Genomic DNA, 24786 nt, shown 5'->3' with positions numbered 1-24786 from the left:
TTATACTCATTTAATTATTTTAAAGGTTGCTTATTTGGTAAACCCGGTTTGCGTGGATATTTTTTGGGGGTCTCTTTCTTTTTTTGCACTGTAATGATATGGCGTATATCGCCATTTGGTAATGAAACATCCTCAGCATCAATCAGCTTACCACCTAATAAAGCAATCGCTTGTTTTGCTTCAGCTAACTCTTCTTCACTTTTGGCTGCTTTTAAAGAAAAGAAATAACCGTTCTTTTTAACCAATGGTAAACAAAGTTCTGCCAAAACATTCAACCGAGCTACAGCACGGGCGGTCACAAAATCGAATGACTCACGAAATTCAGAATTTTGCCCAAAGCTTTCCGCTCTATCATGATAAAGATGAACACCATCCAACTGTAAATCATTTACCAATGTTGTTAAAAAATTAATTCGTTTATTTAATGAATCTACAATTGTCACTTCTAATTCTGGAAAAACGATCTTTAATGGTAAGCTAGGAAACCCAGCACCTGATCCTACATCACATAGCTTCCCCTTTGATTTAAATGTAGTTGAAAAGGCTAAGGTAATAGAATCATAAAAATGCTTTAAATAGACATCCCTGTGCTCCGTGATCGCCGTGAGATTCATCTTTTGATTCCAATCAACTAATAAGCGAAAATAAGTCGAGAATTGATCCATCTGTCTTGTTGATAGTTCGATTCCTTGTTTGCCTAATTCCATTTGAAATTCTTCTGGTGTCATAAGAAATCCTTTCATTTTCGTGAAACAGCAAAATGTTTCACAGACTATTCTCTACTTTAACGCATTATTGCTTTACATGCAATGGTTTACCTATGTTTCACACAGAGATTAATAAAGCTTTAATCCCATTTTTTATTCGTGTTTTCTAAACAAAAATCATAAAATTTTTTCAAAACCGGAATTTCTAAATTATTTTTCTTCACTGCTAAATAAATATTTCGATCCTCCAAGTCATCCATAATGGTCAGTTTCTTCACAGGGAAAGAGTTGATTGATGGTATATTAGGCATAATTGCTATTCCGTAATTTTGTCCAACAAAGCCTAAAATACTATGATCTTCTTCTAATTCACAGACAATATCCAAATCTATTTTTAAATTTTGGACTTGTTGATCTAGGTATGGTCGTAGCCCACTTTGCTTACTGTAATAAACGTAAGGGTATTTAGTGGTATCTTTCAAAGAAATTTTGTCATATTTTGCCAAGGGATGCTCAGAAGGGACTACCACAACCATCTCTTCTTGTGTTAAAATTTGATAAATTAATTCAGAATCATTACTCACTTTTGAGCAAATCCCAATATCTATGCGATCATCAAGCAGCATTTGTATGATCTGATTGGAGTTTCCTTGTTGAAATTCAAAATTAATTTTTTGATACCCTTTCCGATGAAAGGATTGGGTCAATTTGGGTGCTAAATTTGCGCCCATCGTAAAAATGAATCCAAATTGAATTTCACCAGAATCAGGATCGATCATTTCTTGCAATTTTCGTTGACCTTTTTCGATCTCAGCCAGTGCCGGGGCGACATATCCATAAAAAATCCGTCCATGGCGGGTCAATTGGATATTTCGTCCTTTTTTTTCAAACAGAGTTACCCCAATCTCTTGTTCTAACATTGTCATTGAATGACTAATATTAGGTTGGGAGGTATTTGATTCTTTGGCTGCTTGCGTCATGTGTTCTGTTTGAGCTAGTATTACAAAAAATTCTAATTGTCGCAAATTCACTTCCTCACCCCGTTCACTAAAAATTATCTGCTTATTTGATAAATAGAGTTTATCAATTTTATTGATATAAATCATTAGTTTTCATAATAAAATTGAGTTATTATGTGGGTGACTTCAAGTGAAATACATCACAAGAAAGGAGTCTTTTATGAAAAAAGAAAAATATCGCCTATTAATTACTAGTTTATATTTCAATTATATTTTCCAAGGAATGGCTGCTATTATTTTATCTCAGAATATGACGAACTTAAAAATTCAATGGCAAGCCACCACTGCTCAAGTTACATTGGTTATGAGTGCTATTGGACTAGGAAGAATTTTAAGTTTATATTTTTCCGGTTATTTCTCAGATAAGTTTGGACGAAAAAGGACAGTATTAATCGCTATTGCTTCTTATATTATCTTCTTTTGCGGAATGCTTTTGAGTCCGAATTATCAGTTAGCATTTTTTTTAGCGATGTTTGGTGGAGTTAGTAATGCTTTTCTAGATACTAGCACCTATCCGACATTGGTTGAAGCTTATCCTGATGAACGAGTAAATAGCTCACTTAGTGTTCTAAACAAAGCGTTTATCTCTCTTGGTCAGTTTCTACTTCCTTTTATTACACGTTATTTAATACAACACGATCTATTTTTTGGTTGGCCTTTTATTCTATGTGCTCTATGTTTATTCATTAATATGTTTTATCTACTGTTTGCCCGATTTCCGAATTCTGCAACAATTATTAAAAAAGAGACAGAGATTACTACAGTTAATGCACCGCAAAATCGGGGGAAATTCAAAATAGATGGAATCGCTTTATTGATTTTTTCTTTTGTTTCCGTTTCGTTGTTCAATATTTTCATTTTATGGATTCCTCAATATACGGAAAGTATGCAGATCGTTTCTCATGAAAATAGTTTAATTTTCGTCAGTCTTTATAGCACAGGTTCATTTATCTCAGTATTTTTTACTTCTGGTATAGTAAAAAGAGGAATCAACATACCTAAATTTATTAGTTTTTGTCTTTTAATATCAGGGATATCATTGCTTTTAATGCTACTCTATCCGAGCTTTTCAACTGTTATTATAGCAGCTATCTGTATCGGGATTTTTGCAGCTGGTGGTATTTGGCAATTAGGTTTAGCTTTGATGTTGGAATTATTTCCTAAAAAGAAAGGGAAATATACCAGCTATTATTCACTAGCTACTTCTGTTTCTATTATGGTTACACCATATATTACCGGTATGCTTAGCGAACAAGGGATTACCTATGTTTTTTGGTTCGTCATTCTTTTGAATGTTATTGGTTTGATGGCTTCACTAGTCATCGTTCATCGCTATAATAAATTAGTAAAACGATTAGTCTTAAGCTAATCGTTTTATTTATTCACTTTATTGATTTCATCAATATAATGTATTAGTCTTCCAGCAAAATACATCCTAAAATAGAGATAAAACATTGTGATTTATTTCCTAAAAAAATAGGTATAAAAAGGCTCCGTTTGAAAATCTTTGAATAAATAAATTTGAAAAGAGGAATATACCATGACTGAAAGACTTACCGGACACACCTTATTAATTAGCTTGATTGCAACACCTATTCGCCACAGCATGTCTCCTACGATGCATAACGAAGCTTTTGCTAAGCTAGGACTTGATTACGCTTATTTGGCATTTGAAGTTGGTAATGAAGAATTAAAAGATACAATTCAAGGAATTCGCGCTTTAGGTATTCGTGGATCAAATGTTTCGATGCCAAATAAACAAGCAATCATTCCTTATTTAGATGAGGTATCTCCCGAAGCTACTCTGATTGGTGCAGTAAATACCGTTACTAATATTGATGGCAAAGGTCATCTCGTTGGATACAATACAGATGGAATAGGTGCAATGGAGGCTTTAAAGGATGAGGGCGTCGGAGTAAAAGACCAAATTATTACCTTAACAGGTGCTGGCGGTGCTGGCACAGCCATCGCCATCCAAGCAGCCTTTGACGGTGCTAAAGAATTACGAATTTTCAATATTGACGACACTGTCTTTTCCAACGCCAAAGAAACTGCCCGTAAAATCAATGAAAATACAGCTTGTCAAGCAACTGTTACAGATTTAGCTGATCAAAAGGCATTCAAAAAATCTATCTCAGAGAGTAATATTTACATTGATGCAACCGGTGTTGGTATGAAACCTTTGGAAGATATCAGTTTAATCAATGACTCGACCCTTATTCGGCCAGATTTGGTTGTATTTGATGTCGTTTATTCTCCTAGAGAAACTAAATTGCTGAAATTTGCTAAAAAACATGGGGCAAAAAAAGCTATTAATGGGCTCGGTATGATGCTTTATCAAGGTGCTGCTGCATTTAAACTATTTACTGGGGAAGATATGCCTGTTAGTTATATTAAAGAGCTTTTATTCAAAGATTAGGAGGAATAACATGAAAACAGTAACTGTTGATCAAATTACAATTGGTGAAGGCCTGCCAAAAATTATCGTGCCTATGGTAGGTCAAACTAAAGAAGAGTTGGTGTCGGAAGCAAAAGCTATCCATGCATTAGATTGTGATCTAGTGGAGTGGCGAATAGATTTTTTTGAACACGTTCAGGACCCACAATCTGTTGCTGAACTTTCGCACAATCTAAAAGCTATTTTAGAAAAACCATTACTAATCACTTTCCGTACAAAAAAAGAAGGCGGCGTTTGTGAACTTTCAGACTATGAGTATTTTAACCTTTATAAAGCCATCATAGTGGAAGGAAGCTTAGATTTATTGGATGTGGAATTATTCATGGCAGAGAATAAAGTGGCAGAAGTGATTGATCTAGCACATAAAAACGATATTAAAATTATTATGTGCAATCATGATTTTGATAAAACCCCAGAAAAAAATGAGATCATTACTCGCCTAAGGACCATGCAAAATAAGGGTGCTGATATCTGCAAGATTGCAGTAATGCCGAAATCTTCTGCAGATGTATTAACATTATTAGAAGCAACACATGAAATGTATGAGTATTATGCCGATGTTCCTTTGATTACTATGTCAATGGGAGCGCTAGGAATGGTTAGTCGTATCTCTGGTCAAGTTTTTGGTTCTGCAGCGACTTTCGGTTCCGCTGGAACAGCTTCGGCGCCGGGACAAGTTCCCGTTGCTGAATTACGTAAAATGTTAACAACGTTAAAACTAAACTAAATGGATTTCTAATAGAATCGCTGTTGTTTTCAAAACTGACACAAGCAAATGAATTTATATGGACAATATTTCTACAAATAGCCCAATTTTTACAGAGAAATTGAGATTACTCTTTGAGAAACTTTAAATATAATAAAATAGAATCGATATTTTATTATCAGCCTCTATAAAAAAGAGAGCAACCTTTAATGTCACAATAAGGGTTGCTCTCTTTTTAAGATTATTATACTAAGCCGTTTCACTATCTACCTTGGCTATCTTTCCTTGTTCGATATAGTCGAAAACACGTTCGTTTTGGACTTTCACATGCTGGCATATCAGACTTTTTAAACAAAAAAATTGAATGCCATTTTCAATGAATTTCACCTAGTTATTTTCGGTGGCATTCAAAATAGCATTCAATAAATTTCTCATCTAACGTGGGGCAATTTTTCTATTTCAAATCAAGTTTCTTAATAAATTTATAGGATGGTAAAAATAAAGAAACCCTATAAGGCTTTTACTGAATTTAATTAATATATTTGTTTAACATGTTCTTGTATCTCTTCATATTTATCTAAGATAGAATTAATTTCTTTTGAAATGCGACCAACATTTTCTTCTGTTAATTCTTCTCCTTTATCAGTTAAATAATTTCTAGCATACATGTTAGCCACACTTTTCTTATTTATTAAATCATCCTTAGACATAGCTGTGAAAAACTCTGAATTTTTATTGATAGTATCTGAGTTTTTTATATTATCAATAAAAAAGACTACTGTCTCGACTTGTACCTTATTGTTTAGTCCTTCACCTACAACGAAATAATAATAAAAGGATTCCGTTGTAAAAAAATCTCTTTCTGATTGTTGTGGCCTACCAATAAAAGTAACGGTCTTGTCTTTTTCCGAAAAGCTTTCTACACCATCTCTTGTTTCTCTTACACCAACTCTAATTGGCTCTTCTGTTTCAAAGTCTTGACTTTTTAATAAAACAAATAATGATCGATATAGTCCGGATTTTTGGTCTATATAAGGTCTCTCGTTAGGCTTTTTACTATCAGATTCAATTGTATAATAGTAATAGCTATTTTGAGAAATGCTTTTTGAAACTGAAGCTAATTTATTGGCTTCTTTGCTCAGTTGATCAGCAGAAAAGCCGAACCAGACGGCAACAATAAGACCGATAATAGCAACACATACATTTATTATGTTCTCTTGGTCTACTAGCCATAACCTTGTTGGTTTAATTATTAGCAAAATCATCAATATAATAGCGACAAAAAAAAGAACTAAGTCAATAGTAATCTTCATAAATACTCCTTTTACTTTTCAATAAATAATTTCTCCATGTACTCTTCAATCTGCTTAAAATTATCAGGGTAACTATTTGATCCATAAAAGAATTTGATCCCTGAAATTTCATTAGATTTATCAGTTTCTTTTAAAAGTTGATCTGTAACATTCTTGCTATGTTTTGATAAAAGTAGCTCCCATTGCGTACCATCTAATATTTCGGGATTTATGTACTCCTGTTCCCAACTATTAGTAATGGCTTCAATATTTGAAAGAATATTATCAAAGAATTCAACAGATATTGATTTTGTTTGGTTGATCCCGTGCATTAAATCTTCTTGTGTAATTTGAATTATTTCCGTTTTCTCAAAGTAAATTACTTCATAACTTTCAAGATATCCTCCGATTGAATAGAAAACATATTTCACTTGATCCAGGTTAAACACCTCTTTGTTTTTATCAATGATTCTTAATTAACAAGGGCAGACCTTTTTTGATATGATAGTGCTTCGTTGCCTCTCGAAAAATATAGTTTCATAAGAAACTTACTTACTCAAATAATTATCTAAAGCTTCAACCGTTAACGCAACCAATAATAGAATAAACATAAATTTAAATAATTTTAAAAACCAAATATTTGTAAAAGCTGCATAAACAAAGCAACAAACAGCTACTATCAAAAAAATAATAATATGTGGTTTCTTTAGAATTCTCATTTGCTTACCTCCAACTTTAACAACACCCTATCTGATTTGAATAATAATGAAATAAGTTAGGTGTCTGTTTGATCAACCCCTAGCGAACTACCGCGTTGCCACTGTTGGCTTCGATTTAAATTAATACTACAAGCATCACACACGATTATCTTGAAGTGGAAGCTGAGTATAATCACCTTGGATTTTAAAAGCGCTAGGCGGATACAAATAAGCCTCCTTGCTTTCATCAATTACAGCGATGCTTTTCAGTAAGGGATCATAACCAATGGCTTTGTATTCCTTTCCTTGCTCTAATGACACACAAGTTTCTTTTATGTACTTTACAATTAATTGATTCATCCTGCACACCTATATTTGAGACTTCATTTTTTGCTTCTTCCTGTATTTTACCGTAATTAACTCATGATGGTTATTCTTTTTTTTATTATTGAATAGGCCGGTGCAAATTTGCACTGGCCTAAAAGTTATTAGATTGATTTATACATATCTCCAAAAATTGGTTGTACAGTTTCAGCATTAAGTAATTGGGAAAACGGAAGAAACAAACCCAACGATATTATGCTTAGAAAAATTGCAAGCTTAGGAAATGTAACTGTAGATTTTTTATTGACTGGCGAGCAAAATTCAAAAAACAGACTCTTAACAAATATCGAATCACTCACTGCCGACCTTAAGAAACATGATAACTCTATACTCCAAATTCAATCAAAGATTGATAAATTGGACAAAGAAAGACAACAAGAACCACCAGTACCTTTTAATGCATCTTACCTTTCTGACTTATTATTGCTAATTGATCCTCCAACGACATCTATACAGGAACTGTATGATGACAAAATTGATGAATTGATTGAAGATAGAAATATGGAAATTTCAATTCGGAACGAGATTAAAAGATCATTAGATATAGCAAACTTAACATTAAAACAACTTGAAGCTGGTAAAATATTTAGCATCCGTGATCGACAAAATCCTGAATTTGAACAACACGGTATTTCACAACAACAAATCTCTGGAAATTTGAAAAACGTTCCATACTTACTCAACTATGAAAGTACAATGAAAGTAATAGAACTGGTTGACTCTTTACTTAAAAAAGAAGAAAACAGATTTAATCCTTAAACTTGGAATTTTCCTTACATACTGCCCCACGTTAGGTACTGGGAGGAAAAATACAATGGCAACATTTAAGCAATATCAAAAACAAGATGGATCAAGCGCATGGCAATTTCAAGCCTATCTCGGCATTGATAAAGTTACGGGCAAGTCAATCAAAACTACTCGCCGCAATTTCAACACAAAAAAAGAAGCCCAACTTGTTTTATCACGTCTGCAAGTGGACTTCGAAAAGAATGGTTTAGCTAAGCGACAATCAATGACCTTCAAAGAGCTTTACGAACTATGGTTCGAGCAGCATCAAAAGGACATTAAAGCAACTACTAAACAACGTATCAGGATTTACTTTGATAATCATATTTTAAAAGATTTCGGCAAACTTCGCATTGATAAAGTTACACCTTTATTTTGTCAAAAGAATTTGAATGTTTGGGCTAAAAAGTATTCAAGTTATAAGAAAATGAAAATCTATGTCAGTATGGTGTTTAAGTATGGCATCCTTATCGACGTTTTAAACGACAATCCAATGGAGCGTACGATTACCCCTAAAAGTAAGTTATAAGTCGTTAAAAACGAAGCTGACAACTACTACACTAAAGATGAATTAATAGCCTTCTTTGAGTGCTTATCACACTTAAAAGATAAGCGAGCATTCACGTTCTTTCGCCTCTTGGCATTTGGGGGATTGCGTAAAGGTGAAGCAATGGCTTTGTTGTGGGAAGATATTAATTTCGAGGATAAAACTATCTCAATCAATAAAACATTAGCAGAGTTACAAAGCGGTAAGCCAATCATTCAGGATACCAAAACAGAAACATCTAACAGAACGATCAAGCTAGATGATCGCTCTATATCAATCTTAAAAGAATGGAAAAACTATATCCTTCAAGAAAAACTACGTTTCGGAATTAGAGATAAGAATTTTAGTAAAAGTGTGGTCTTCTGCAACTCTGTTTTAAAAAATAAAAATCAATACCTGTACAAAGCCTATGCAAACAATGTAATGAAGAAGGTAGCAAATCACTTTCCAAATATGAAGATTATCAAAGTACATGACTTTAGAAAAACAAACGCATCGCTATTTTTTGAAAGTGGTGCTAGTATCAAAGACGTTTCTCACCGACTAGGTCACAAATCCACAAAAATAACGACTGACATCTATATCATGGTCACACAAACCAAGCAAGATGAAACAGCCGCTAATTTTGCTAAATATATGGCTTTTTAAGGTGAATGGCATTCAATATAGCATTCAGTCGTTCATGAGTGTTTCACATGTAACAAGGAAATAGCTTTGTATCAAGGCATTTAAGCCTCTACCTTGGCTATCTTTCCTTGTTCGATATATACCATTAAAATACTGATATCTGCGGGATTCACACCACTAATGCGACTAGCCTGAGCAATTGTTTCTGGTTGAATCTTTTGTAATTTTTGTTTTGCTTCTGTAGCTAGACCATTAATAACTTCATAGTCGATTCGCTTTGGAATACGTTTTTCTTCCATTCGTTTTAATTTTTCTACTTTCTCCATTGCCTTTTTTATATAGCCTTCATACTTAATTTGAATTTCTACTTGTTCCACTTCTTTTTCTGTCAATTCTTCATTGATAGGAATGAATTGCAACAATTCTTGATAAGATATCTCTGGTCGCTTTAAAAAGTCACTTGCTAAAACGCCATCCTTCAATTCTGCACTATTTTTAGCTCGCAGAAAGCTTTGAACTTCTTCATGTGGTTTTATACGAATCGTTTGCAAACGAGCCATTTCCGCTGCGATATGAGCCTTTTTGATCAAATAGGTTTGATAGTCTTCCTCTTCTACTAATCCAATCTTATATCCAATATCTGTCAAACGTAAATCCGCATTATCATGACGTAATATCAAGCGATATTCTGCTCTTGAGGTCAATAACCGATAAGGTTCATTAGTCCCTTTAGTCACCAAATCATCAATCATAACACCAATATAACCATCACTACGTTTCATGATGAATGGTTCTTTGCCTTGAATCTTTAGCGCTGCATTGATTCCAGCCATCAAACCTTGTCCTGCCGCCTCTTCGTAACCGCTAGTTCCATTCGTTTGTCCAGCTGTATAAAGATTTTCAATGACTTTTGTTTCAAGCGTAGGACGCAATTGATGAGGAGCCACCATATCGTATTCGATCGCATAACCTGTTCGCATCATTTCAGCATTTTCCAAGCCTTCAATTGAATGCAAAACATCATTTTGTACATCCTCTGGCAGCGATGTTGATAATCCCTGTACGTAGACTTCCTCTGTGTGTCGGCCTTCTGGTTCTAGGAACAATTGATGACGCTCTTTGTCAGCAAATCGTACGATTTTATCTTCAATCGACGGACAATAGCGTGCCCCTACTCCATCAACGATACCAGTGAACATCGGGGCCCGATGTAAATTATTTTGAATAATCTCGTGACTTTTTGGATTCGTATACGTTAACCAACAAGGAATTTGTTCTTTCAAGTACTGACTATCCGGTGTTTGATAGCTAAAATGATTTGCTTTTTCATCACCAGGCTGAATTTCAGTTTTACTATAATCAATAGAACCTGACTTCACTCGCGGTGGTGTACCAGTTTTGAAGCGATGGATTTCTAATCCTAGTTCTTGTAAATGATCAGCTAACTTGATTGACGGCTGTGAGTTATTAGGACCTGATGAATATTTTAGTTCACCGATAATAATCTCACCACGTAATGCTGTTCCAGCAGTGATAATCACTGCTTTAGCTGAATAAACAGCCCCTGTCGAGGTCACGACACCTTTACATATCCCCTCTTCAACAACTAACTGATCAACAACGCCTTGTTTCAGCGTTAAATTTTCTTCTCGTTCAATCGTATGTTTCATTTCTTCTGCGTAAGCATGTTTGTCTGCCTGCGCCCGTAAGGCTCTTACCGCAGGTCCCTTACCAGTATTAAGCATCCGCATTTGAATATATGTTTTATCAATATTTCGTCCCATTTCACCGCCAAGCGCATCAATTTCTCGCACAACAACGCCTTTAGCAGGCCCTCCAATAGACGGATTACATGGCATAAATGCCACCATGTCTAAATTAATTGTAATTAATAAAGTTTTTTGACCCATACGTGCTGTTGCTAAGGCTGCCTCAGAACCAGCATGCCCTGCCCCAACGACGATTACATCATAAATTCCTGCTTGATATTCCATGTAGCAACTCCTTCTTTATTTCCCTAAGCAAAATTGGCTAAATAATTGTGTAATTAATTCATCTTGTACACTATCGCCAACAATTTCACCTAGATAATCCCAACAACGAGTCATATCTATTTGAACCAGATCCACTGGCATACCAGACAGGATCCCATTGCGAACTTCATCCAATGATTGTACAGCTTTTTCGAGCAATGCGATGTGACGAGTATTTGATACATAAGTTGCATCTTTTTCGCCTGTTTGACCTCCGAAGAAAAGCTTGGCAATCGCTTCTTCTAATTGATCTAATCCAGCCTTTTCCAAAACGGAAATGGAAAAGACTTCATCCTCGCTCAAATGCACAAAGAGCTCTGGTTGTGATAGCTTGTTTGGTAAATCCGTTTTATTCAATAATATGATTCGTTTTAGACCTTGCGTTGCTTTTAATAATTCTTTATCTTCTGCGGTCAAGGATTCACTTTGATTCAAAACCAACAAGATTAAATCTGCTTCGCTTAACGCTTTACGACTGCGTTCCACGCCAATCCGTTCTACTATATCATCAGTCTCTCTAATTCCTGCTGTATCAATCAATTTCAACGGTACACCACGAACATTAACATATTCTTCTATGACATCACGTGTCGTCCCAGCAATCTCTGTCACAATTGCTTTTTCTTCATGTAAAAGATAATTCAATAGGCTTGATTTCCCTACATTAGGACGACCGATAATTGCTGTACTTAACCCTTCACGCAATATTTTTCCTTGTTTTGCATTCAATAGCAATGCATCAATTTGCTGACCCACTTGTTGCGCCTTTTCTAATAATAATTGTGTAGTCAACTCCTCTACATCATCGTATTCTGGATAGTCAATATTCACTTCTACTTGTGCCAGTGTTTCTAAAATTTCCTGTCGCAACTGGCGAATTAAATGGGATAAGTTACCATCTAATTGATTGATTGCGACGCTCATTGCCCGATCCGTTTTTGCTCGAATCAAATCCATTACAGCTTCTGCTTGAGATAAGTCTACTCGACCATTTAGAAAAGCTCTTTTAGTAAATTCTCCTGGTTCGGCTAAACGCGCTCCTGAACGTAAAATGAGCTGCAATAATTGATTAACAACTACAATCCCACCATGACAATTAATTTCGACGATATCTTCACGCGTAAATGTCTTCGGTGCTCGCATCACACTAATCATCACTTCGTCAACCACTTGTTGATCAGCTGGATCAATGATATGACCGTAATGAATCGTATGTGAAGGCACATCCATCAAACTTTTTTTCCCACTATGAAATACTTTGTCCGCAATTGCTACGGCCTGATCACCGCTCAGTCGTACAATGCTTATCGCACCCTCACCTGGCGGAGTTGAAATAGCTGCAATCGTATCAAACTCTAAGGTAATCTCTGCCAATTTATTCCCTCCCATTAATTAAGAACATAAAAAAAGTGCCTACTCCACCCCTTGATAAAGGAGTAGATTGAGCACTTTGACTGCTTTTTTCTACAAAATTCTGGTGTAAGATTAGCATATTTTTTTTGACAATTCAAGCATACCTGCTAAATTGACGTCATTTTCTCAAATTTTGATAAAGAAATAGCTGTACCCATTAGCTCGGTACAGCATTCTAATTCTAGTTTAAAAATATTTTTTTGCTGGTTCAACGACCAAATAGCGATATGGATCTTCACCTTCAGAATGAGTCTTAATGTATTCGTCTTTGCTCAACGCTGAATGAATCATTTTCCGTTCAAATGCTGGCATTGGTTCCAAAAAGACTGGTCGTCCTGTTTCTTTTACTTTCTCTGCAGTTCGCTGTGCCAAACGTGTTAAAACTTCTTCACGTTTTTGTCGATAATTGCCAACGTTCACAACTACTGATAATTTTTCCTTTGCTACACGGTGCAGAAAAACCTGCGACAAATACTGCAAAGCATTTAATATCTTTCCGTGTTTACCAATCAACATACCTTGCTTACTAGTTTCTAAATTCATAATAATTAGACCACTAGTCTCATGTTGAATCTTAACTAAAGCCGGTACTCCCATGTCGTTAGTAATGTTAGTTAAGTACAGTGCCAATTCTTTAGTCGCTTCTTCTTCATCTAATTCATTTAGCTGACTAGTTGAACGGATCGAGAAATCCTCTTTTAGTACTTTCTCTTCAGATTCAGACTCATTAGAAGGAGCACGTTCGTCTAATTTTTTTTCTGCTGAATCCTCAGGAGTTACAGATTTTTCAGCCTTAATCGGTTCAATTGAGACACGGGCGTCCTTTTTCCCCATTCCTAAGAAACCTCTTTTAGCATCGGTCAAAATTTCAATATCAACAACTTCTTTCTTCAATCCTAAAGCTTGCAAACCCTTAGAGATTGCTTCATCAATTGTTGGTCCTTCATAAACAGGCATTTTCTAAACCTCCTTATTATAATTAATGTAAAGTATTTATCTTATGAAAATGAAACACTAGTCGCTTTATTTTTTACGTTTTTTCTTTGGATGCTTAGCCTTTTCCAACGCTCGTTCTCTTGCACGAATTTGTCGGGCAGCTTCTTCTCTTTCTCTACGAATCTTAAATGGGTTATTAATTAATAATGTTTGAACTACTTGGAAAGCATTGGAAACAACCCAATATAAAGATAATCCGCTTGCTAAGTTCAATGCCATGACAAAAATCATAACTGGCATTGCAAAATTCATGATTTTTAATGAAGCATTGGACTCAAGTTGACTCATACTTGACAAATAACTACTTGCAAAAGTAAAGACTGCCGCAAGAATCGGTAAAATGAAATAAGGATCGGATTGACTTAAGTTCAACCATAAAAAATGACCTGATCGTAACTCTGGAATTCGTAAAATTGCTTGATACAAAGCCATCATAACAGGCATTTGAACTAGAAGCGGCAAACATCCTGCGTAAGGGCTCACATTATTTTCTGCATATAATTTTTTAGTTTCCTCTTGCAGCTTTTGTTGTGTTTCTTGGTCACGAGAGCTATATTTTTCTTGCAATGCTTTGATTTTCGGTTGCAATTCTTGCGTTTTACGCATACTTTTTGTTTGAAAATGCATCAACGGCATTAAAATAATTCGGATGATAATAGTAAATAGAATAATTCCAATCCCGACATTGCTAAAAGCTAGTCCTTTGATGGCCTGACCAAAGTAATAAACCACGTAACGATCCCATACACCAGTACTGTGTGCACTCACTTCTCCTGTTCCACAGGCCGATAATATGAAAACTAGGCTCAATAAACCTGTCATCAATAATATTTTTTTATATTTTTTCACCTAAATCTGTTTCCTTCCTAACTTAATATTTTAGCTAATTTTAAAACATGTATAAGATTTGAACGCATTTCATCATGAGATAAGCCTTTGGTAGTTGGTCGCGCAATAACGATAAAGTCTATTGGTGGTAATTCAAATTTTAACTCTTGTAAAAGCGCACGAATTTGCCGTTTTACTTGATTCCGTTCAACTGCATTTCCAACCTTCTTACCGACTGACAAGCCTACTCGAAAATGTTCTTGACCAGAAGGCTCTAGACGATATACTACAAACTTTCGATTAGCAAAAGAAATACCTTCTTGAAACACTTTTTGAAAATCTCGTTCTTTTTTTACCCGATATTTTTTTTTCATCTAGTTTCCTTCGTTTCTTTTAAATCTATACCTGACAATAATACCATACTTCAAAATAAGGAATCATCCTTATTTGTCAGAAAAATTCATTAAGAATCTCATTTTAGGTACAAAAAAAACCACTGACCGGCAGTGGCTTAAGCAGCAAGTACTTTTCTTCCTTTACGACGACGGCTTGCTAATACGCGACGGCCGTTTTTAGTGCTCATGCGTTTACGAAATCCATGAACTTTTTGACGTTTACGTTTATTTGGTTGATAAGTTCTTTTCATTAAATTACACCTCCATAGCTAACATTACATAGACATACCCGAACATTATAACGACTCTTCCCCTACTTTGTCAATAATGAAATTAGGAAGACAATCTAAATTTACCTAATTTCTGAAACCAAACAACTAAATGTTTTACCACTCAAGAATTATAGACGTACTTTTTATCCACAAAATCTGGGGATAATTTTGATTTATCTGTGCATAACATTTTTGTGGAAAAAGTTTGTATAGAATTTCTAAATGTTTTTTCCCCAATTTTTTTGCCTTTTGATAACTTGTCCACATGGTGGATAAGTTATGTGCATAACTGTTTTTCGCTTTTATCTACCAAGGCTTCGCTTTTTCTTTATTTGTGTATTTCCTCGTGGAAAAAAGGAAGTTTCCACATTTTTTATAAAAGCTGTGTATATGTTTTTACATGGTTGTCAGTTCTTTTTTTGTATTTTTATACATTCTGTGGAAAACAAGAAAGTTTGTCCTATTTCATCTCCGGCTGTGGAAAACTTTTTAAAAAAATGATAAAGTAAGTCTATCTGAATTTTATTAACATAGGAGGCGACTTATTTGACCTCATTGGACAATTTCTGGCAGGAATTGAAGGACAGCTATAAAAATGACCTTAATCCTGCTAGTTACGATGCCTGGGTAGGCACTGCTAAACCTTTAGCCTTAACAAATAATCAACTAACAATTGAAGTTACAAGCGATTTACATAAGCGCTATTGGGAAAAACATCTAGCCGCGAAAATCGTCGAAATCGGTTTTAAAGTGACAGGAGACGAAATAATGCCCGTTTTTGTTACTCCAGACGAAGCACCTCCCGTCAGTATCGTTGAAAAAGAAGAAACGCCAAAATTAGATACAACCAAACGTGCAATGCTCAATCCTAAATATACATTTGATACTTTTGTAATTGGTAAGGGGAATCAAATGGCACACGCTGCTGCGTTGGTTGTCGCGGAAGAACCTGGATCTATTTATAATCCACTTTTTTTCTACGGTGGAGTTGGTTTAGGGAAAACACATTTGATGCACGCAATCGGACATCAAATGTTAGCGATAAATCCTAAAGCAAAAGTAAAATATGTTTCAAGCGAGACTTTTGCTAATGATTTTATCAATTCGATTAAGAACAAAACATCGGAGGAGTTTCGACAAGAATATCGTAAGGTGGACTTGTTGTTAGTAGATGATATTCAATTTTTTGCAGATAAAGAAGCAACTCAAGAGGAATTTTTCCATACTTTTGAAAACTTATATAATGATAATAAGCAAATCGTACTGACTAGTGATCGACTTCCTAACGAAATCCCTAAATTGCAAGAACGCCTAGTTTCTCGATTCGCTTGGGGATTATCCGTCGATATAACTCCACCAGATTTAGAGACTCGAACAGCAATTTTACGAAAAAAGGCGCAAGCAGAAAATCTTGAGATTCCAGATGACACATTGAGTTATATTGCAGGACAAATTGATTCTAATATTCGTGAGCTCGAAGGGGCTTTGGTACGGGTTCAAGCATTTGCTACAATGAATAGTGCCGATATTACTACCAGTATCGCTGCAGATGCATTAAAAAGTTTAAAAGGAACTAGCAATGCACAGCTTTCTATCAGCAAAATCCAAGATGAAGTCGCAAAATTCTACCATATCCAAGTAAAAGATTTGAAAGGGAAGAAGCGAGTTAAAACAATCGTTGTTCCACGCCAAATCGCTATGTATTTAGCTCGTGAAATGACAGAAAGCTCCTTACCAAAAATTGGTGCCGAATTTGGTGGGAAAGATCATACAACTGTTATTCACGCACATGAAAAAATCAGCCAGTTAATGAAAAACGATAGTGATATCCAACAAGAAATTGCTGAGATCAAAAATTTACTGCTTGGATAGCTTGTGGAAACATTAACGAAAAGAAGCTTGTTTATCCACACCTTATCCACAAGTGGAAAAACTGCTGTTTCAACGTTTTCTTTTCGTTTTCCACATGATCAACAGGCCCTACTACTTTTATTACTTAATTATCTTAAATAAATAAAAAGAATACCTGACAGCTTTCTTGAACAAAAAATTTTTTGACTACGTGTTGGATATATACTTAATGATAAGATTGCTTGAAAATAAATAAATTAAATGAAAAAGGAGTTCCATCATGAAATTTACTATTAATCGTGCCCGCTTCATTCAAGAATTACAAACTGTTCAACGTGCTATTTCGACTAAAACAACTATTCCGATTTTAACAGGAGTAAAGATCGAGTTAAGTAACGAAGGTTTGAACTTAACTGGAAGTAATGCCGATATTTCAATTGAGACTTTTTTAGCAGCTGATGACGAAAAAGCAGAGTTACAGATTACTGAATTAGGAACAATTGTTTTGCAAGCGCGTTTCTTTAGTGAAATTATTCGTCGTTTACCAGAAACAACGTTTACATTGGAAGTACAAGAAAATTATCAAGTATTGATTACATCAGGTGCTGCTCATTTTACAGTTAATGGCTTAGATGCAGATAATTATCCACATCTTCCTGTTGTAGAGGAACAAAATCAATTAAAATTACCTGTCCACATGTTGACAAAATTAATTGGTGAGACTGTTTTTTCTGTGTCTCAACATGAGAGTCGCCCTATTTTAACTGGGGTTCACCTGACCATGTCAAATGGCCAGCTACTAGCTGTTGCCACTGATTCGCATCGATTGAGCCAACGAATTGTACCTGTAGAAAATGCTAATAAGGACTTTGATATTGTTATTCCAGGGAAAAGTTTAGTAGAGCTTTCACGATCATTATCTGACGAGGAAGCAGAAGTTGAAATAAGTATCATGGAAAATCAAGTTTTATTCAAAACGCCAACGATGTATTTCTATTCTCGCTTACTGGAAGGGAATTATCCAGATACCAATCGTTTAATTCCAACGAGCTTCAATACGGAAATTACTTTCTCTGTACCTACATTTTTAGCTGCAATCGAACGTGCTTCATTACTTTCACATGAAGGACGCAACAACATTGTTCGTCTAGCAATTGCAGATAACTCTGTTATTCTTTATGGAAATTCACCAGAAATTGGTAAAGTGGAAGAAGAGCTAGTTTATGAAAAGGTCAGCGGTGATCCGTTAGAGATTTCATTCAATCCTGATTATATGAAGGATGCTTTGCGTGCTTTTGGCGATATGAGTATCAAGATTCAATTTATTTCAGCAATTCGTCCATTTACTTTAGAACCAAGCGAAGGGGACGTTTCCTTTATTCAATTGATTACACCAGTACGGACAAACTAAAAAAATTAGTGAGTTTCACAGATTTTTTGAAAAAAATGAAAAAATTGTGTAAAAAACTCAATTCCGGTAAAAGGTCTTAAAATCGATTTTAAGACCTTTTACTTTTTTTTGAGTGAATTAATTAAAAATGCTTAGATCTTCTTAAAACGAAAAATACAACGAGTTCATTTGTTTTATCGATAAAAAAAGGGTATAATGAAGAGGTGTTTCTAGCATGAAAATGAGGGATGAATGTGAAACAAAAAATTTTTTTAGAAACAGATTTCATGACACTTGGTCAGTTATTGAAAGAAATCAATTTAATTTCTAGCGGAGGACAAGCCAAGTGGTTTCTAGCGGAGGAAACAGTATTTGTAGATGGTGAATTGGAAAATCGCCGTGGCCGAAAGCTCTATCCAGGAATGATGATCGATATTCCTGAGGTAGGAACTTTTTTTATGGTCAAAAATAAGGAAGAACAAGATGCGGCTGAATAAGCTTGAGCTAAGGAACTATAGAAATTATCGAGAGCTTGTCTTGGAATTTCCTAACCGCTTAAATATTTTTCTAGGAGAGAATGCTCAAGGGAAAACCAATCTTTTGGAAAGTATTTATGTTTTGGCGTTGACCCGAAGTCATCGAACCAGTAGTGAACAAGAACTAATTGGTTGGCAGGATGATTTTGCTCAGATTAAGGGTCGAATCGAGCGAGGAACAAGTGAGTTAGAGTTAGAGTTATTATTGACTAAAAAAGGCCGTAAATCTAAAGTCAATCATATCGAGCAAAAAAAATTGAGTAGTTATATAGGTCAATTAAATGTCATTTTATTTGCTCCAGAGGATCTTTCATTAGTGAAGGGCAGCCCGCAAATCAGACGACGGTTCATCGATATGGAATTAGGTCAGATTAATCCTGTCTATCTTTACGATTTGGCCCAGTATCAACAAACATTAAAGCAGCGTAATCTTTACTTGAAGCAATTATCTGAAAAGAAGCAGACTGATGAGATATACCTAGATATTTTGACCGAGCAACTAGTAGATTTTGGCAGCAAAGTTTTAGCCAATCGGTTGAAATTTATCAAAAAACTAGAATATTGGTCCAACGATCTTCATGGTAAGATTACGAACCAGAAAGAAGAATTGACAATTGAATATGATGCCAGTATTTCGCTAGATAGCGAAGAGACTGAAGAAATACGTACAGTTTTTCTAAGTGAGCTGCAGAAAAATCGTAAACGGGAGATATTCAAAGGAAATACATTTTTAGGCCCTCATCGAGACGATTTGATATTTAAAGTGAATCAGCAAAATGTGCAAACCTATGGGTCACAAGGTCAGCAACGCACCACAGCTTTAAGTGTTAAATTAGCTGAAATTGATTTGATGAAAGAAGAAACAGGAGAATATCCGATTTTACTATTAGATGACGTTATGAGTGAGCTCGATGACAGTCGCCAGATCCATTTATTGGAGACAATCGAAAACAAAGTACAGACATTTTTGACGACGACAACATTGAATCATGTTAAAGGAAAAATGACGGTTCATCCGGATATTTTTTATGTCCATCAAGGACAGATAGAAAGGAAAGAAGCGTAGATGACAGAAGAGGAAAAGAGTTTACTAGAACGTGCTCAAGAGTACGATGCCAGTCAGATTCAGGTGCTAGAAGGACTAGAAGCCGTCCGGAAACGGCCAGGGATGTATATCGGTTCCACCAGTACAGAGGGCTTGCACCATCTTGTATGGGAAATCGTGGACAACTCTATTGATGAGGCTCTAGCAGGCTTTGCATCACATATCCATGTGGTAATCGAAGAGGACAACAGCATCACGGTCAGCGATGATGGTCGTGGGATACCAGTCGACATTCAAGCAAAAACAGGTCGTCCTGCGGTGGAAACCGTTTATACGATCCTACACGCAGGAGGAAAATTCGGTGGTGGCGGATATAAGGTATCTGGAGGGCTTCACGGGGTTGGGGCATCCGTTGTAAACGCATTGTCCGTGAGCTTAGATGTTCGTGTCTTTAAAAATGGTAAAATCTATTTCCAAGAATATCGCCGCGGAGCTGTCGTGGATGATTTGAAAGTGATTGGAGAGACCGAAAAACACGGAACAACGGTCCATTTTATTCCAGATCCTGAGATTTTTACCGAATCTACCGTCTTCAATTTTGATAAATTGGCAACCCGTGTTCGTGAGTTAGCTTTCTTGAATCGTGGACTAAAGATCTCGATTGAAGACAAACGAGAGGAAAAGCCCGTTTTACGTGAGTATTTCTACGAAGGTGGGATCAAAAGTTATGTGGAACACTTGAATCATAACAAAGCGGTTATTTTTGATGAACCTGTCTTTGTAGATGGCGAACAGCAGGATATCACGGTCGAAGTAGCTATGCAGTATACAGATGGTTATCACACCAATATATTGAGTTTTGCTAATAATATCCATACCTATGAAGGCGGTACTCATGAATTTGGGTTTAAGACAGCTTTAACGCGTGTTATTAATGATTATGCGCGTAAGCAAAAAATAATGAAAGATAATGATGAAAATCTTTCCGGTGAAGATGTGCGGGAAGGATTGACGGCAGTAATTTCTATCAAACATCCAGAGCCGCAGTTTGAAGGTCAAACGAAAACAAAACTTGGAAATTCTGAAGTTCGGACAGTTACAGATCGTCTGTTTTCGGAAAATTTTCTAAAGTTTTTGATGGAAAATCCGTCTGTCGGTCGTCGTATCGTTGAAAAAGGAATGCTGGCTGCTAAAGCACGCTTAGCTGCTAAACGTGCTCGGGAAGTGACGCGACGTAAGGGTGCTTTAGAAATCAGTAATTTACCTGGTAAATTAGCCGATTGTTCAAGTAATGATCCAGAGAAATGTGAATTATTCATCGTCGAAGGAGATTCTGCCGGCGGTTCAGCAAAGCAAGGCCGTAGCCGAGAATTCCAAGCGATCTTACCGATCCGTGGAAAAATTTTAAACGTTGAAAAAGCATCGATGGATAAAATTTTAGCGAATGAGGAAATACGTTCCTTGTTTACGGCTATGGGAACTGGTTTTGGAGCAGACTTTGATGTATCAAAAGCTCGTTACCATAAATTAGTTATCATGACTGATGCCGATGTAGATGGCGCACACATTCGAACATTGCTGCTAACTTTATTCTATCGTTATATGCGTCCAATTGTGGAAGCAGGATATGTTTATATTGCGCAACCACCATTGTATGGAATTAAGCAAGGAAAGAATATTACTTACATCCAGCCAGGTAAAAACGCGGAAGAAGAATTAGCGCAAAAAATGTCAGAATTACCCGCGACTCCAAAACCCAACGTACAGCGGTACAAAGGTTTAGGGGAAATGGATGATCATCAATTATGGGAAACGACAATGGATCCAGAAAATCGTCTAATGTTGCGGGTCAGTGTTGATGATGCGATCGAAGCCGATCAAGTCTTTGAGATGCTGATGGGTGATCGAGTGGAACCACGCCGCGCGTTTATTGAAGAAAATGCGCATTACGTTAAGAATTTAGATATTTAAACTAGTAAGAAAGTATAAGTTTTTGCAAGTAGAAAAAGTTTTTGTAGCTGATTTATCGATGTCCGGCTTAACGAGCTAGCTTTTTCGGCGATAAGCGAAAATTTTGTTAAGTCTGAGGAACGACTGAATAAAATTTTAGTCTTATCGCTCAAAAGCTGAGCGAGCTCGCAAAGCCTTTCTAATGAGGATGTCAGTTTCTCTTACTCGTTTACGTTTTTAGAGAAATGATATACGTGGCGAGAAACAGACTCATTTTTCGGTTTTTGAAAAATGAATACATTAATACGAGATAGGAGGATCAATTTGGAAGATCGAAGAGAGAATATACACGACGTCAATCTAACTAGTGAAATGCGAGAATCCTTCATTGATTATGCGATGAGCGTTATTGTGGCACGTGCTTTACCAGATGTACGGGATGGATTGAAACCTGTACATCGTCGAATTTTATATGGAATGAATGAGTTAGGCGTTACTCCAGATAAACCGCATAAGAAATCTGCGCGTATCGTCGGAGATGTAATGGGTAAGTACCATCCTCACGGGGACAGCGCCATCTACGAATCAATGGTTCGTATGGCTCAATCATTCAGCTATCGTAACATGTTAGTAGACGGTCACGGAAACTTTGGATCTGTCGATGGAGACGGAGCTGCGGCGATGCGTTATACAGAAGCTCGTCTAAGTAAGATCGCGATGGAAATGTTGCGGGATATCAATAAAGATACTGTTGATTTTCAAGGAAATTATGATGACAGTGAACAAGAACCCGTAGTATTACCAGCACGTTTTCCCAATTTATTAGTTAATGGAGCAACAGGAATCGCAGTCGGGATGGCAACTAATATTCCGCCACATAACTTAAGAGAAGTTACAGCTGGAATTGAATTATTAATGGAAAATCCTGAGGCAACAACTCAAGAATTAATGGAATGTATTCCAGGACCAGATTTCCCAACTGGCGGTTTAGTCATGGGGAAATCCGGTATTCGTAGAGCTTATGAGACTGGTAAGGGCTCTATTACAGTACGCGCAAAAATCGAAATCGAAGAACAGAAGAATGGGAAAGAACGTATTATTGTCACTGAATTACCATATATGGTCAATAAAGCGAAATTGATCGAACGTATTTCTGAGTTGCATCGTGATAAACGAATAGAGGGAATCACTGATTTGCGAGATGAATCTTCTCGTGAAGGTATGCGGATTGTTATCGAAGTTCGTCGCGATGTAAGTGCATCAGTCATTTTGAATAACCTGTATAAGATGACTTCATTGCAAACATCGTTTAGCTTTAATATGTTAGCGATTGAAAATGGCGTTCCACGAATCTTAAATTTGAAACAGATTTTGGAAAACTATATTGAACATCAAAAGATCGTTATTACTCGTCGGACGATTTTCGATAAGAAAAAGGCCGAGGCACGAGCACATATTTTAGAAGGCTTACGGATCGCACTGGATCATATAGATGAAATTATTGCAACGATCCGCAGTTCTGCTTCAGATGAAATTGCGAAAAATACTTTGATCGAACGCTTTGAATTATCTGATCGACAAGCGCAAGCGATTCTAGATATGCGTTTACGCCGTTTAACGGGCTTAGAACGTGAGAAAATCGAAAATGAGTACCAAGAGCTGTTGAAGACAATCAGTGACTTAGATGACATTTTAGCGCGTCCTGAGCGTGTGGAAGAAATCATCCGTACCGAACTAGCTGAAATTGCTGGGAAATTCGGAGATGCGCGTCGGACTGAATTGCTCATCGGTGAAGTCTTGAGTCTTGAAGATGAAGATTTAATCGAAGAAGAAGATGTCGTTATCGCTTTAACTAACAATGGGTACATCAAGCGAATTGCTTCAACTGAATTTCGTGCACAGCGTCGTGGTGGACGAGGGGTCCAAGGAATGGGCATTCACAATGATGATTTCGTGAAGACATTGATTTCTTGCTCGACACACGATACGTTATTATTCTTTACTAACAGTGGTCGAGTCTATCGTGCAAAAGGATATGAAGTTCCTGAATACGGCCGGACAGCTAAAGGAATTCCTATTATCAACTTGTTAGGAATAGATTCAAATGAAACGATCCAAGCAGTAATCTCAGTGAATGGACAAGCTGCAGATGGTCACTTCTTATTCTTTGTTACAAAGAGAGGTACTGTTAAACGTACGACAGTTACTGCCTTTTCGAATATTCGTGCGAATGGTTTGATTGCGATTGGACTACGTGAAGGAGACGAATTGGTAAATGTAATGTCAACGGAAGGCGATGAAACAATTATTATCGGTACCCACAACGGTTACTCAGTAACGTTTAAAGAAGAGGCTGTTCGTGATATGGGACGTACAGCTAGTGGGGTTCGTGGTATTCGTTTACGAGATGAGGATTACGTGATCGGCTCGGATGTATTAAAAGAAGAGCAAGAAGTTTTAGTCATTACTGAAAAAGGTTATGGCAAACGTACAAAAGCTACTGAATATCCAATCAAAGGACGTGGCGGTAAAGGAATCAAGACTGCTAACGTTAAAGATAAGAATGGGCCGCTAGCTGGATTAACTACTGTTAATGGTGATGAAGATATCCTGTTAATTACAGATAAAGGTGTGATCATCCGCTTCAATGTTGGCGGTGTTTCACAAACAGGTCGTGCAACGCTAGGTGTTCGTCTGATGAAGATGGAAGAAAATACGAAAGTTGTAACAATGGCAATCGTTGATAAAGAAGACGAGGAAGTTGAAGATACGGAAACAATCGATACAACTGACACGTCCGCAGAAACACCAAAAGATACTGAAGAATAAAAAAAAGCAAAGACTGGGAGAAAT

At 36.3% G+C, this 24786-nt stretch carries 24 protein-coding genes; 12 read left to right on the top strand and 12 right to left on the bottom strand.

The features are described 5' to 3' along the window. Positions 1-14: 14 nt before the first annotated feature. Both rsmG and IGI67_RS11875 read right to left on the bottom strand, forming a co-directional pair. Positions 15-728 carry a 16S rRNA (guanine(527)-N(7))-methyltransferase RsmG gene (rsmG, locus tag IGI67_RS11880; RefSeq protein WP_207109731.1) on the bottom strand — a complete coding sequence of 238 codons (714 nt, stop codon included), beginning with the start codon at positions 726-728 and terminating at the stop codon, positions 15-17. Positions 729-847: 119 nt separating this feature from the next. Further along, positions 848-1738, bottom strand: a complete 891-nt coding sequence (locus tag IGI67_RS11875) for a LysR substrate-binding domain-containing protein (RefSeq protein ID WP_207109732.1) — start codon at positions 1736-1738, stop codon at positions 848-850. 148 nt (positions 1739-1886) lie between these two features. Here IGI67_RS11875 and IGI67_RS11870 point away from each other — a divergent pair, with 148 nt between their 5' ends. The 3 genes from IGI67_RS11870 to aroD all read left to right on the top strand — a co-directional run bounded on the left by IGI67_RS11870 (position 1887) and on the right by aroD (position 4911). Further along, a complete protein-coding gene (locus tag IGI67_RS11870; RefSeq protein ID WP_429957826.1) occupies positions 1887-3095 on the top strand; it encodes an MFS transporter in 1209 nt (402 codons plus the stop codon). Between the two features lie 171 nt (positions 3096-3266). Then, the gene (locus IGI67_RS11865) at positions 3267-4145 is read left to right on the top strand and encodes a shikimate dehydrogenase (RefSeq protein WP_429957825.1); all 879 of its coding nucleotides are present in this window, start codon (positions 3267-3269) and stop codon (positions 4143-4145) included. Between the two features lie 10 nt (positions 4146-4155). Next, positions 4156-4911: a type I 3-dehydroquinate dehydratase gene (gene aroD, locus IGI67_RS11860; RefSeq protein WP_429957824.1), complete on the top strand. Its 756-nt coding sequence runs from the start codon at positions 4156-4158 to the stop codon at positions 4909-4911. 512 nt (positions 4912-5423) lie between these two features. Here the strand turns inward: aroD and IGI67_RS11855 are convergent. From IGI67_RS11855 to IGI67_RS11840, 4 genes are all read right to left on the bottom strand, one after another. Continuing rightward, positions 5424-6203: a hypothetical protein gene (locus IGI67_RS11855; protein WP_429957823.1), complete on the bottom strand. Its 780-nt coding sequence runs from the start codon at positions 6201-6203 to the stop codon at positions 5424-5426. 11 nt (positions 6204-6214) lie between these two features. After that, positions 6215-6613, bottom strand: coding sequence for a hypothetical protein (locus IGI67_RS11850; RefSeq protein ID WP_429957822.1), 399 nt, complete (start codon positions 6611-6613; stop codon positions 6215-6217). Between the two features lie 117 nt (positions 6614-6730). Beyond that, positions 6731-6901, bottom strand: coding sequence for a hypothetical protein (locus tag IGI67_RS11845; protein WP_429957821.1), 171 nt, complete (start codon positions 6899-6901; stop codon positions 6731-6733). 135 nt (positions 6902-7036) lie between these two features. Next, positions 7037-7240 (bottom strand): hypothetical protein, encoded by a 204-nt coding sequence (locus IGI67_RS11840; protein WP_429957820.1) that lies wholly within the window; start codon positions 7238-7240, stop codon positions 7037-7039. 132 nt (positions 7241-7372) lie between these two features. On the opposite strand from IGI67_RS11840, the gene IGI67_RS11835 reads away from it, so the two are divergent. From IGI67_RS11835 to IGI67_RS11825, 3 genes are read left to right on the top strand one after another with little or no spacing between them, the layout of a single operon-like run. Then, positions 7373-8023: a helix-turn-helix domain-containing protein gene (locus IGI67_RS11835; RefSeq protein ID WP_429958638.1), complete on the top strand. Its 651-nt coding sequence runs from the start codon at positions 7373-7375 to the stop codon at positions 8021-8023. Positions 8024-8078: 55 nt separating this feature from the next. Next, on the top strand, positions 8079-8579 hold the full coding sequence (locus IGI67_RS11830) for an Arm DNA-binding domain-containing protein (RefSeq protein WP_429957819.1): 501 nt from the start codon (positions 8079-8081) through the stop codon (positions 8577-8579). Between the two features lie 45 nt (positions 8580-8624). Next, the gene (locus tag IGI67_RS11825) at positions 8625-9245 is read left to right on the top strand and encodes a site-specific integrase (RefSeq protein WP_429958637.1); all 621 of its coding nucleotides are present in this window, start codon (positions 8625-8627) and stop codon (positions 9243-9245) included. A gap of 80 nt (positions 9246-9325) precedes the next feature. On the opposite strand, the gene mnmG is transcribed toward IGI67_RS11825, so the two are convergent. The 6 genes from mnmG to rpmH form a co-directional block, all read right to left on the bottom strand. Beyond that, positions 9326-11218 (bottom strand): tRNA uridine-5-carboxymethylaminomethyl(34) synthesis enzyme MnmG, encoded by a 1893-nt coding sequence (gene mnmG, locus IGI67_RS11820; protein WP_429957818.1) that lies wholly within the window; start codon positions 11216-11218, stop codon positions 9326-9328. Between the two features lie 15 nt (positions 11219-11233). Further along, positions 11234-12631, bottom strand: coding sequence for a tRNA uridine-5-carboxymethylaminomethyl(34) synthesis GTPase MnmE (gene mnmE, locus IGI67_RS11815; RefSeq protein WP_429957817.1), 1398 nt, complete (start codon positions 12629-12631; stop codon positions 11234-11236). A 225-nt stretch (positions 12632-12856) separates the two neighbouring features. Further along, positions 12857-13627 carry an RNA-binding cell elongation regulator Jag/EloR gene (gene jag, locus IGI67_RS11810; protein ID WP_207109738.1) on the bottom strand — a complete coding sequence of 257 codons (771 nt, stop codon included), beginning with the start codon at positions 13625-13627 and terminating at the stop codon, positions 12857-12859. Positions 13628-13693: 66 nt separating this feature from the next. Further along, positions 13694-14515, bottom strand: a complete 822-nt coding sequence (locus IGI67_RS11805) for a membrane protein insertase YidC (RefSeq protein WP_207109739.1) — start codon at positions 14513-14515, stop codon at positions 13694-13696. A gap of 17 nt (positions 14516-14532) precedes the next feature. Continuing rightward, positions 14533-14868, bottom strand: coding sequence for a ribonuclease P protein component (gene rnpA / locus IGI67_RS11800; protein ID WP_207109740.1), 336 nt, complete (start codon positions 14866-14868; stop codon positions 14533-14535). 137 nt (positions 14869-15005) lie between these two features. Beyond that, a complete protein-coding gene (gene rpmH / locus IGI67_RS11795) occupies positions 15006-15140 on the bottom strand; it encodes a 50S ribosomal protein L34 (RefSeq protein WP_006703104.1) in 135 nt (44 codons plus the stop codon). Positions 15141-15707: 567 nt separating this feature from the next. Between rpmH and dnaA the strand changes: the two genes are divergently transcribed. The 6 genes from dnaA to gyrA all read left to right on the top strand — a co-directional run bounded on the left by dnaA (position 15708) and on the right by gyrA (position 24762). Continuing rightward, positions 15708-17033 (top strand): chromosomal replication initiator protein DnaA, encoded by a 1326-nt coding sequence (gene dnaA / locus IGI67_RS11790; RefSeq protein WP_429957816.1) that lies wholly within the window; start codon positions 15708-15710, stop codon positions 17031-17033. Positions 17034-17292: 259 nt separating this feature from the next. Further along, complete coding sequence (gene dnaN / locus IGI67_RS11785) at positions 17293-18423, top strand: DNA polymerase III subunit beta (protein ID WP_207109742.1); 1131 nt, start codon at positions 17293-17295, stop codon at positions 18421-18423. A gap of 233 nt (positions 18424-18656) precedes the next feature. Next, entirely contained in the window at positions 18657-18899 is a 243-nt protein-coding gene (gene yaaA, locus IGI67_RS11780; RefSeq protein ID WP_207109743.1) for a S4 domain-containing protein YaaA, read from the top strand. Continuing rightward, complete coding sequence (gene recF / locus IGI67_RS11775) at positions 18886-20004, top strand: DNA replication/repair protein RecF (RefSeq protein WP_429957815.1); 1119 nt, start codon at positions 18886-18888, stop codon at positions 20002-20004. The genes yaaA and recF overlap by 14 nt, the downstream gene beginning before the upstream one ends. Then, positions 20005-21954, top strand: a complete 1950-nt coding sequence (gyrB, locus tag IGI67_RS11770) for a DNA topoisomerase (ATP-hydrolyzing) subunit B (protein ID WP_207109745.1) — start codon at positions 20005-20007, stop codon at positions 21952-21954. 303 nt (positions 21955-22257) lie between these two features. Further along, positions 22258-24762, top strand: coding sequence for a DNA gyrase subunit A (gyrA, locus tag IGI67_RS11765; RefSeq protein WP_429957814.1), 2505 nt, complete (start codon positions 22258-22260; stop codon positions 24760-24762). Positions 24763-24786 lie beyond the last annotated feature (24 nt).

This window comes from Enterococcus sp. AZ196 (assembly GCF_050498845.1).
GTDB classification, from domain to species: domain Bacteria; phylum Bacillota; class Bacilli; order Lactobacillales; family Enterococcaceae; genus Enterococcus_A; species Enterococcus_A murrayae.
This window is presented reverse-complemented; position numbering and strand designations above follow the sequence as displayed.

Excerpts from the sequence above, each read along its gene's own strand:
- IGI67_RS11830 (WP_429957819.1), top strand. The coding sequence starts at position 8,079 with ATGGCAACATTTAAGCAATATCAAAAACAAGATGGATCAAGCGCATGG.
- dnaN (WP_207109742.1), top strand. The coding sequence starts at position 17,293 with ATGAAATTTACTATTAATCGTGCCCGCTTCATTCAAGAATTACAAACT.
- rnpA (WP_207109740.1), bottom strand. The coding sequence starts at position 14,868 with ATGAAAAAAAAATATCGGGTAAAAAAAGAACGAGATTTTCAAAAAGTG.
- rpmH (WP_006703104.1), bottom strand. The coding sequence starts at position 15,140 with ATGAAAAGAACTTATCAACCAAATAAACGTAAACGTCAAAAAGTTCAT.
- IGI67_RS11865 (WP_429957825.1), top strand. The coding sequence starts at position 3,267 with ATGACTGAAAGACTTACCGGACACACCTTATTAATTAGCTTGATTGCA.
- gyrB (WP_207109745.1), top strand. The coding sequence starts at position 20,005 with ATGACAGAAGAGGAAAAGAGTTTACTAGAACGTGCTCAAGAGTACGAT.
- recF (WP_429957815.1), top strand. The coding sequence starts at position 18,886 with ATGCGGCTGAATAAGCTTGAGCTAAGGAACTATAGAAATTATCGAGAG.
- mnmG (WP_429957818.1), bottom strand. The coding sequence starts at position 11,218 with ATGGAATATCAAGCAGGAATTTATGATGTAATCGTCGTTGGGGCAGGG.
- IGI67_RS11845 (WP_429957821.1), bottom strand. The coding sequence starts at position 6,901 with ATGAGAATTCTAAAGAAACCACATATTATTATTTTTTTGATAGTAGCT.
- jag (WP_207109738.1), bottom strand. The coding sequence starts at position 13,627 with ATGCCTGTTTATGAAGGACCAACAATTGATGAAGCAATCTCTAAGGGT.
- IGI67_RS11840 (WP_429957820.1), bottom strand. The coding sequence starts at position 7,240 with ATGAATCAATTAATTGTAAAGTACATAAAAGAAACTTGTGTGTCATTA.
- rsmG (WP_207109731.1), bottom strand. The coding sequence starts at position 728 with ATGACACCAGAAGAATTTCAAATGGAATTAGGCAAACAAGGAATCGAA.
- IGI67_RS11870 (WP_429957826.1), top strand. The coding sequence starts at position 1,887 with ATGAAAAAAGAAAAATATCGCCTATTAATTACTAGTTTATATTTCAAT.
- IGI67_RS11855 (WP_429957823.1), bottom strand. The coding sequence starts at position 6,203 with ATGAAGATTACTATTGACTTAGTTCTTTTTTTTGTCGCTATTATATTG.
- aroD (WP_429957824.1), top strand. The coding sequence starts at position 4,156 with ATGAAAACAGTAACTGTTGATCAAATTACAATTGGTGAAGGCCTGCCA.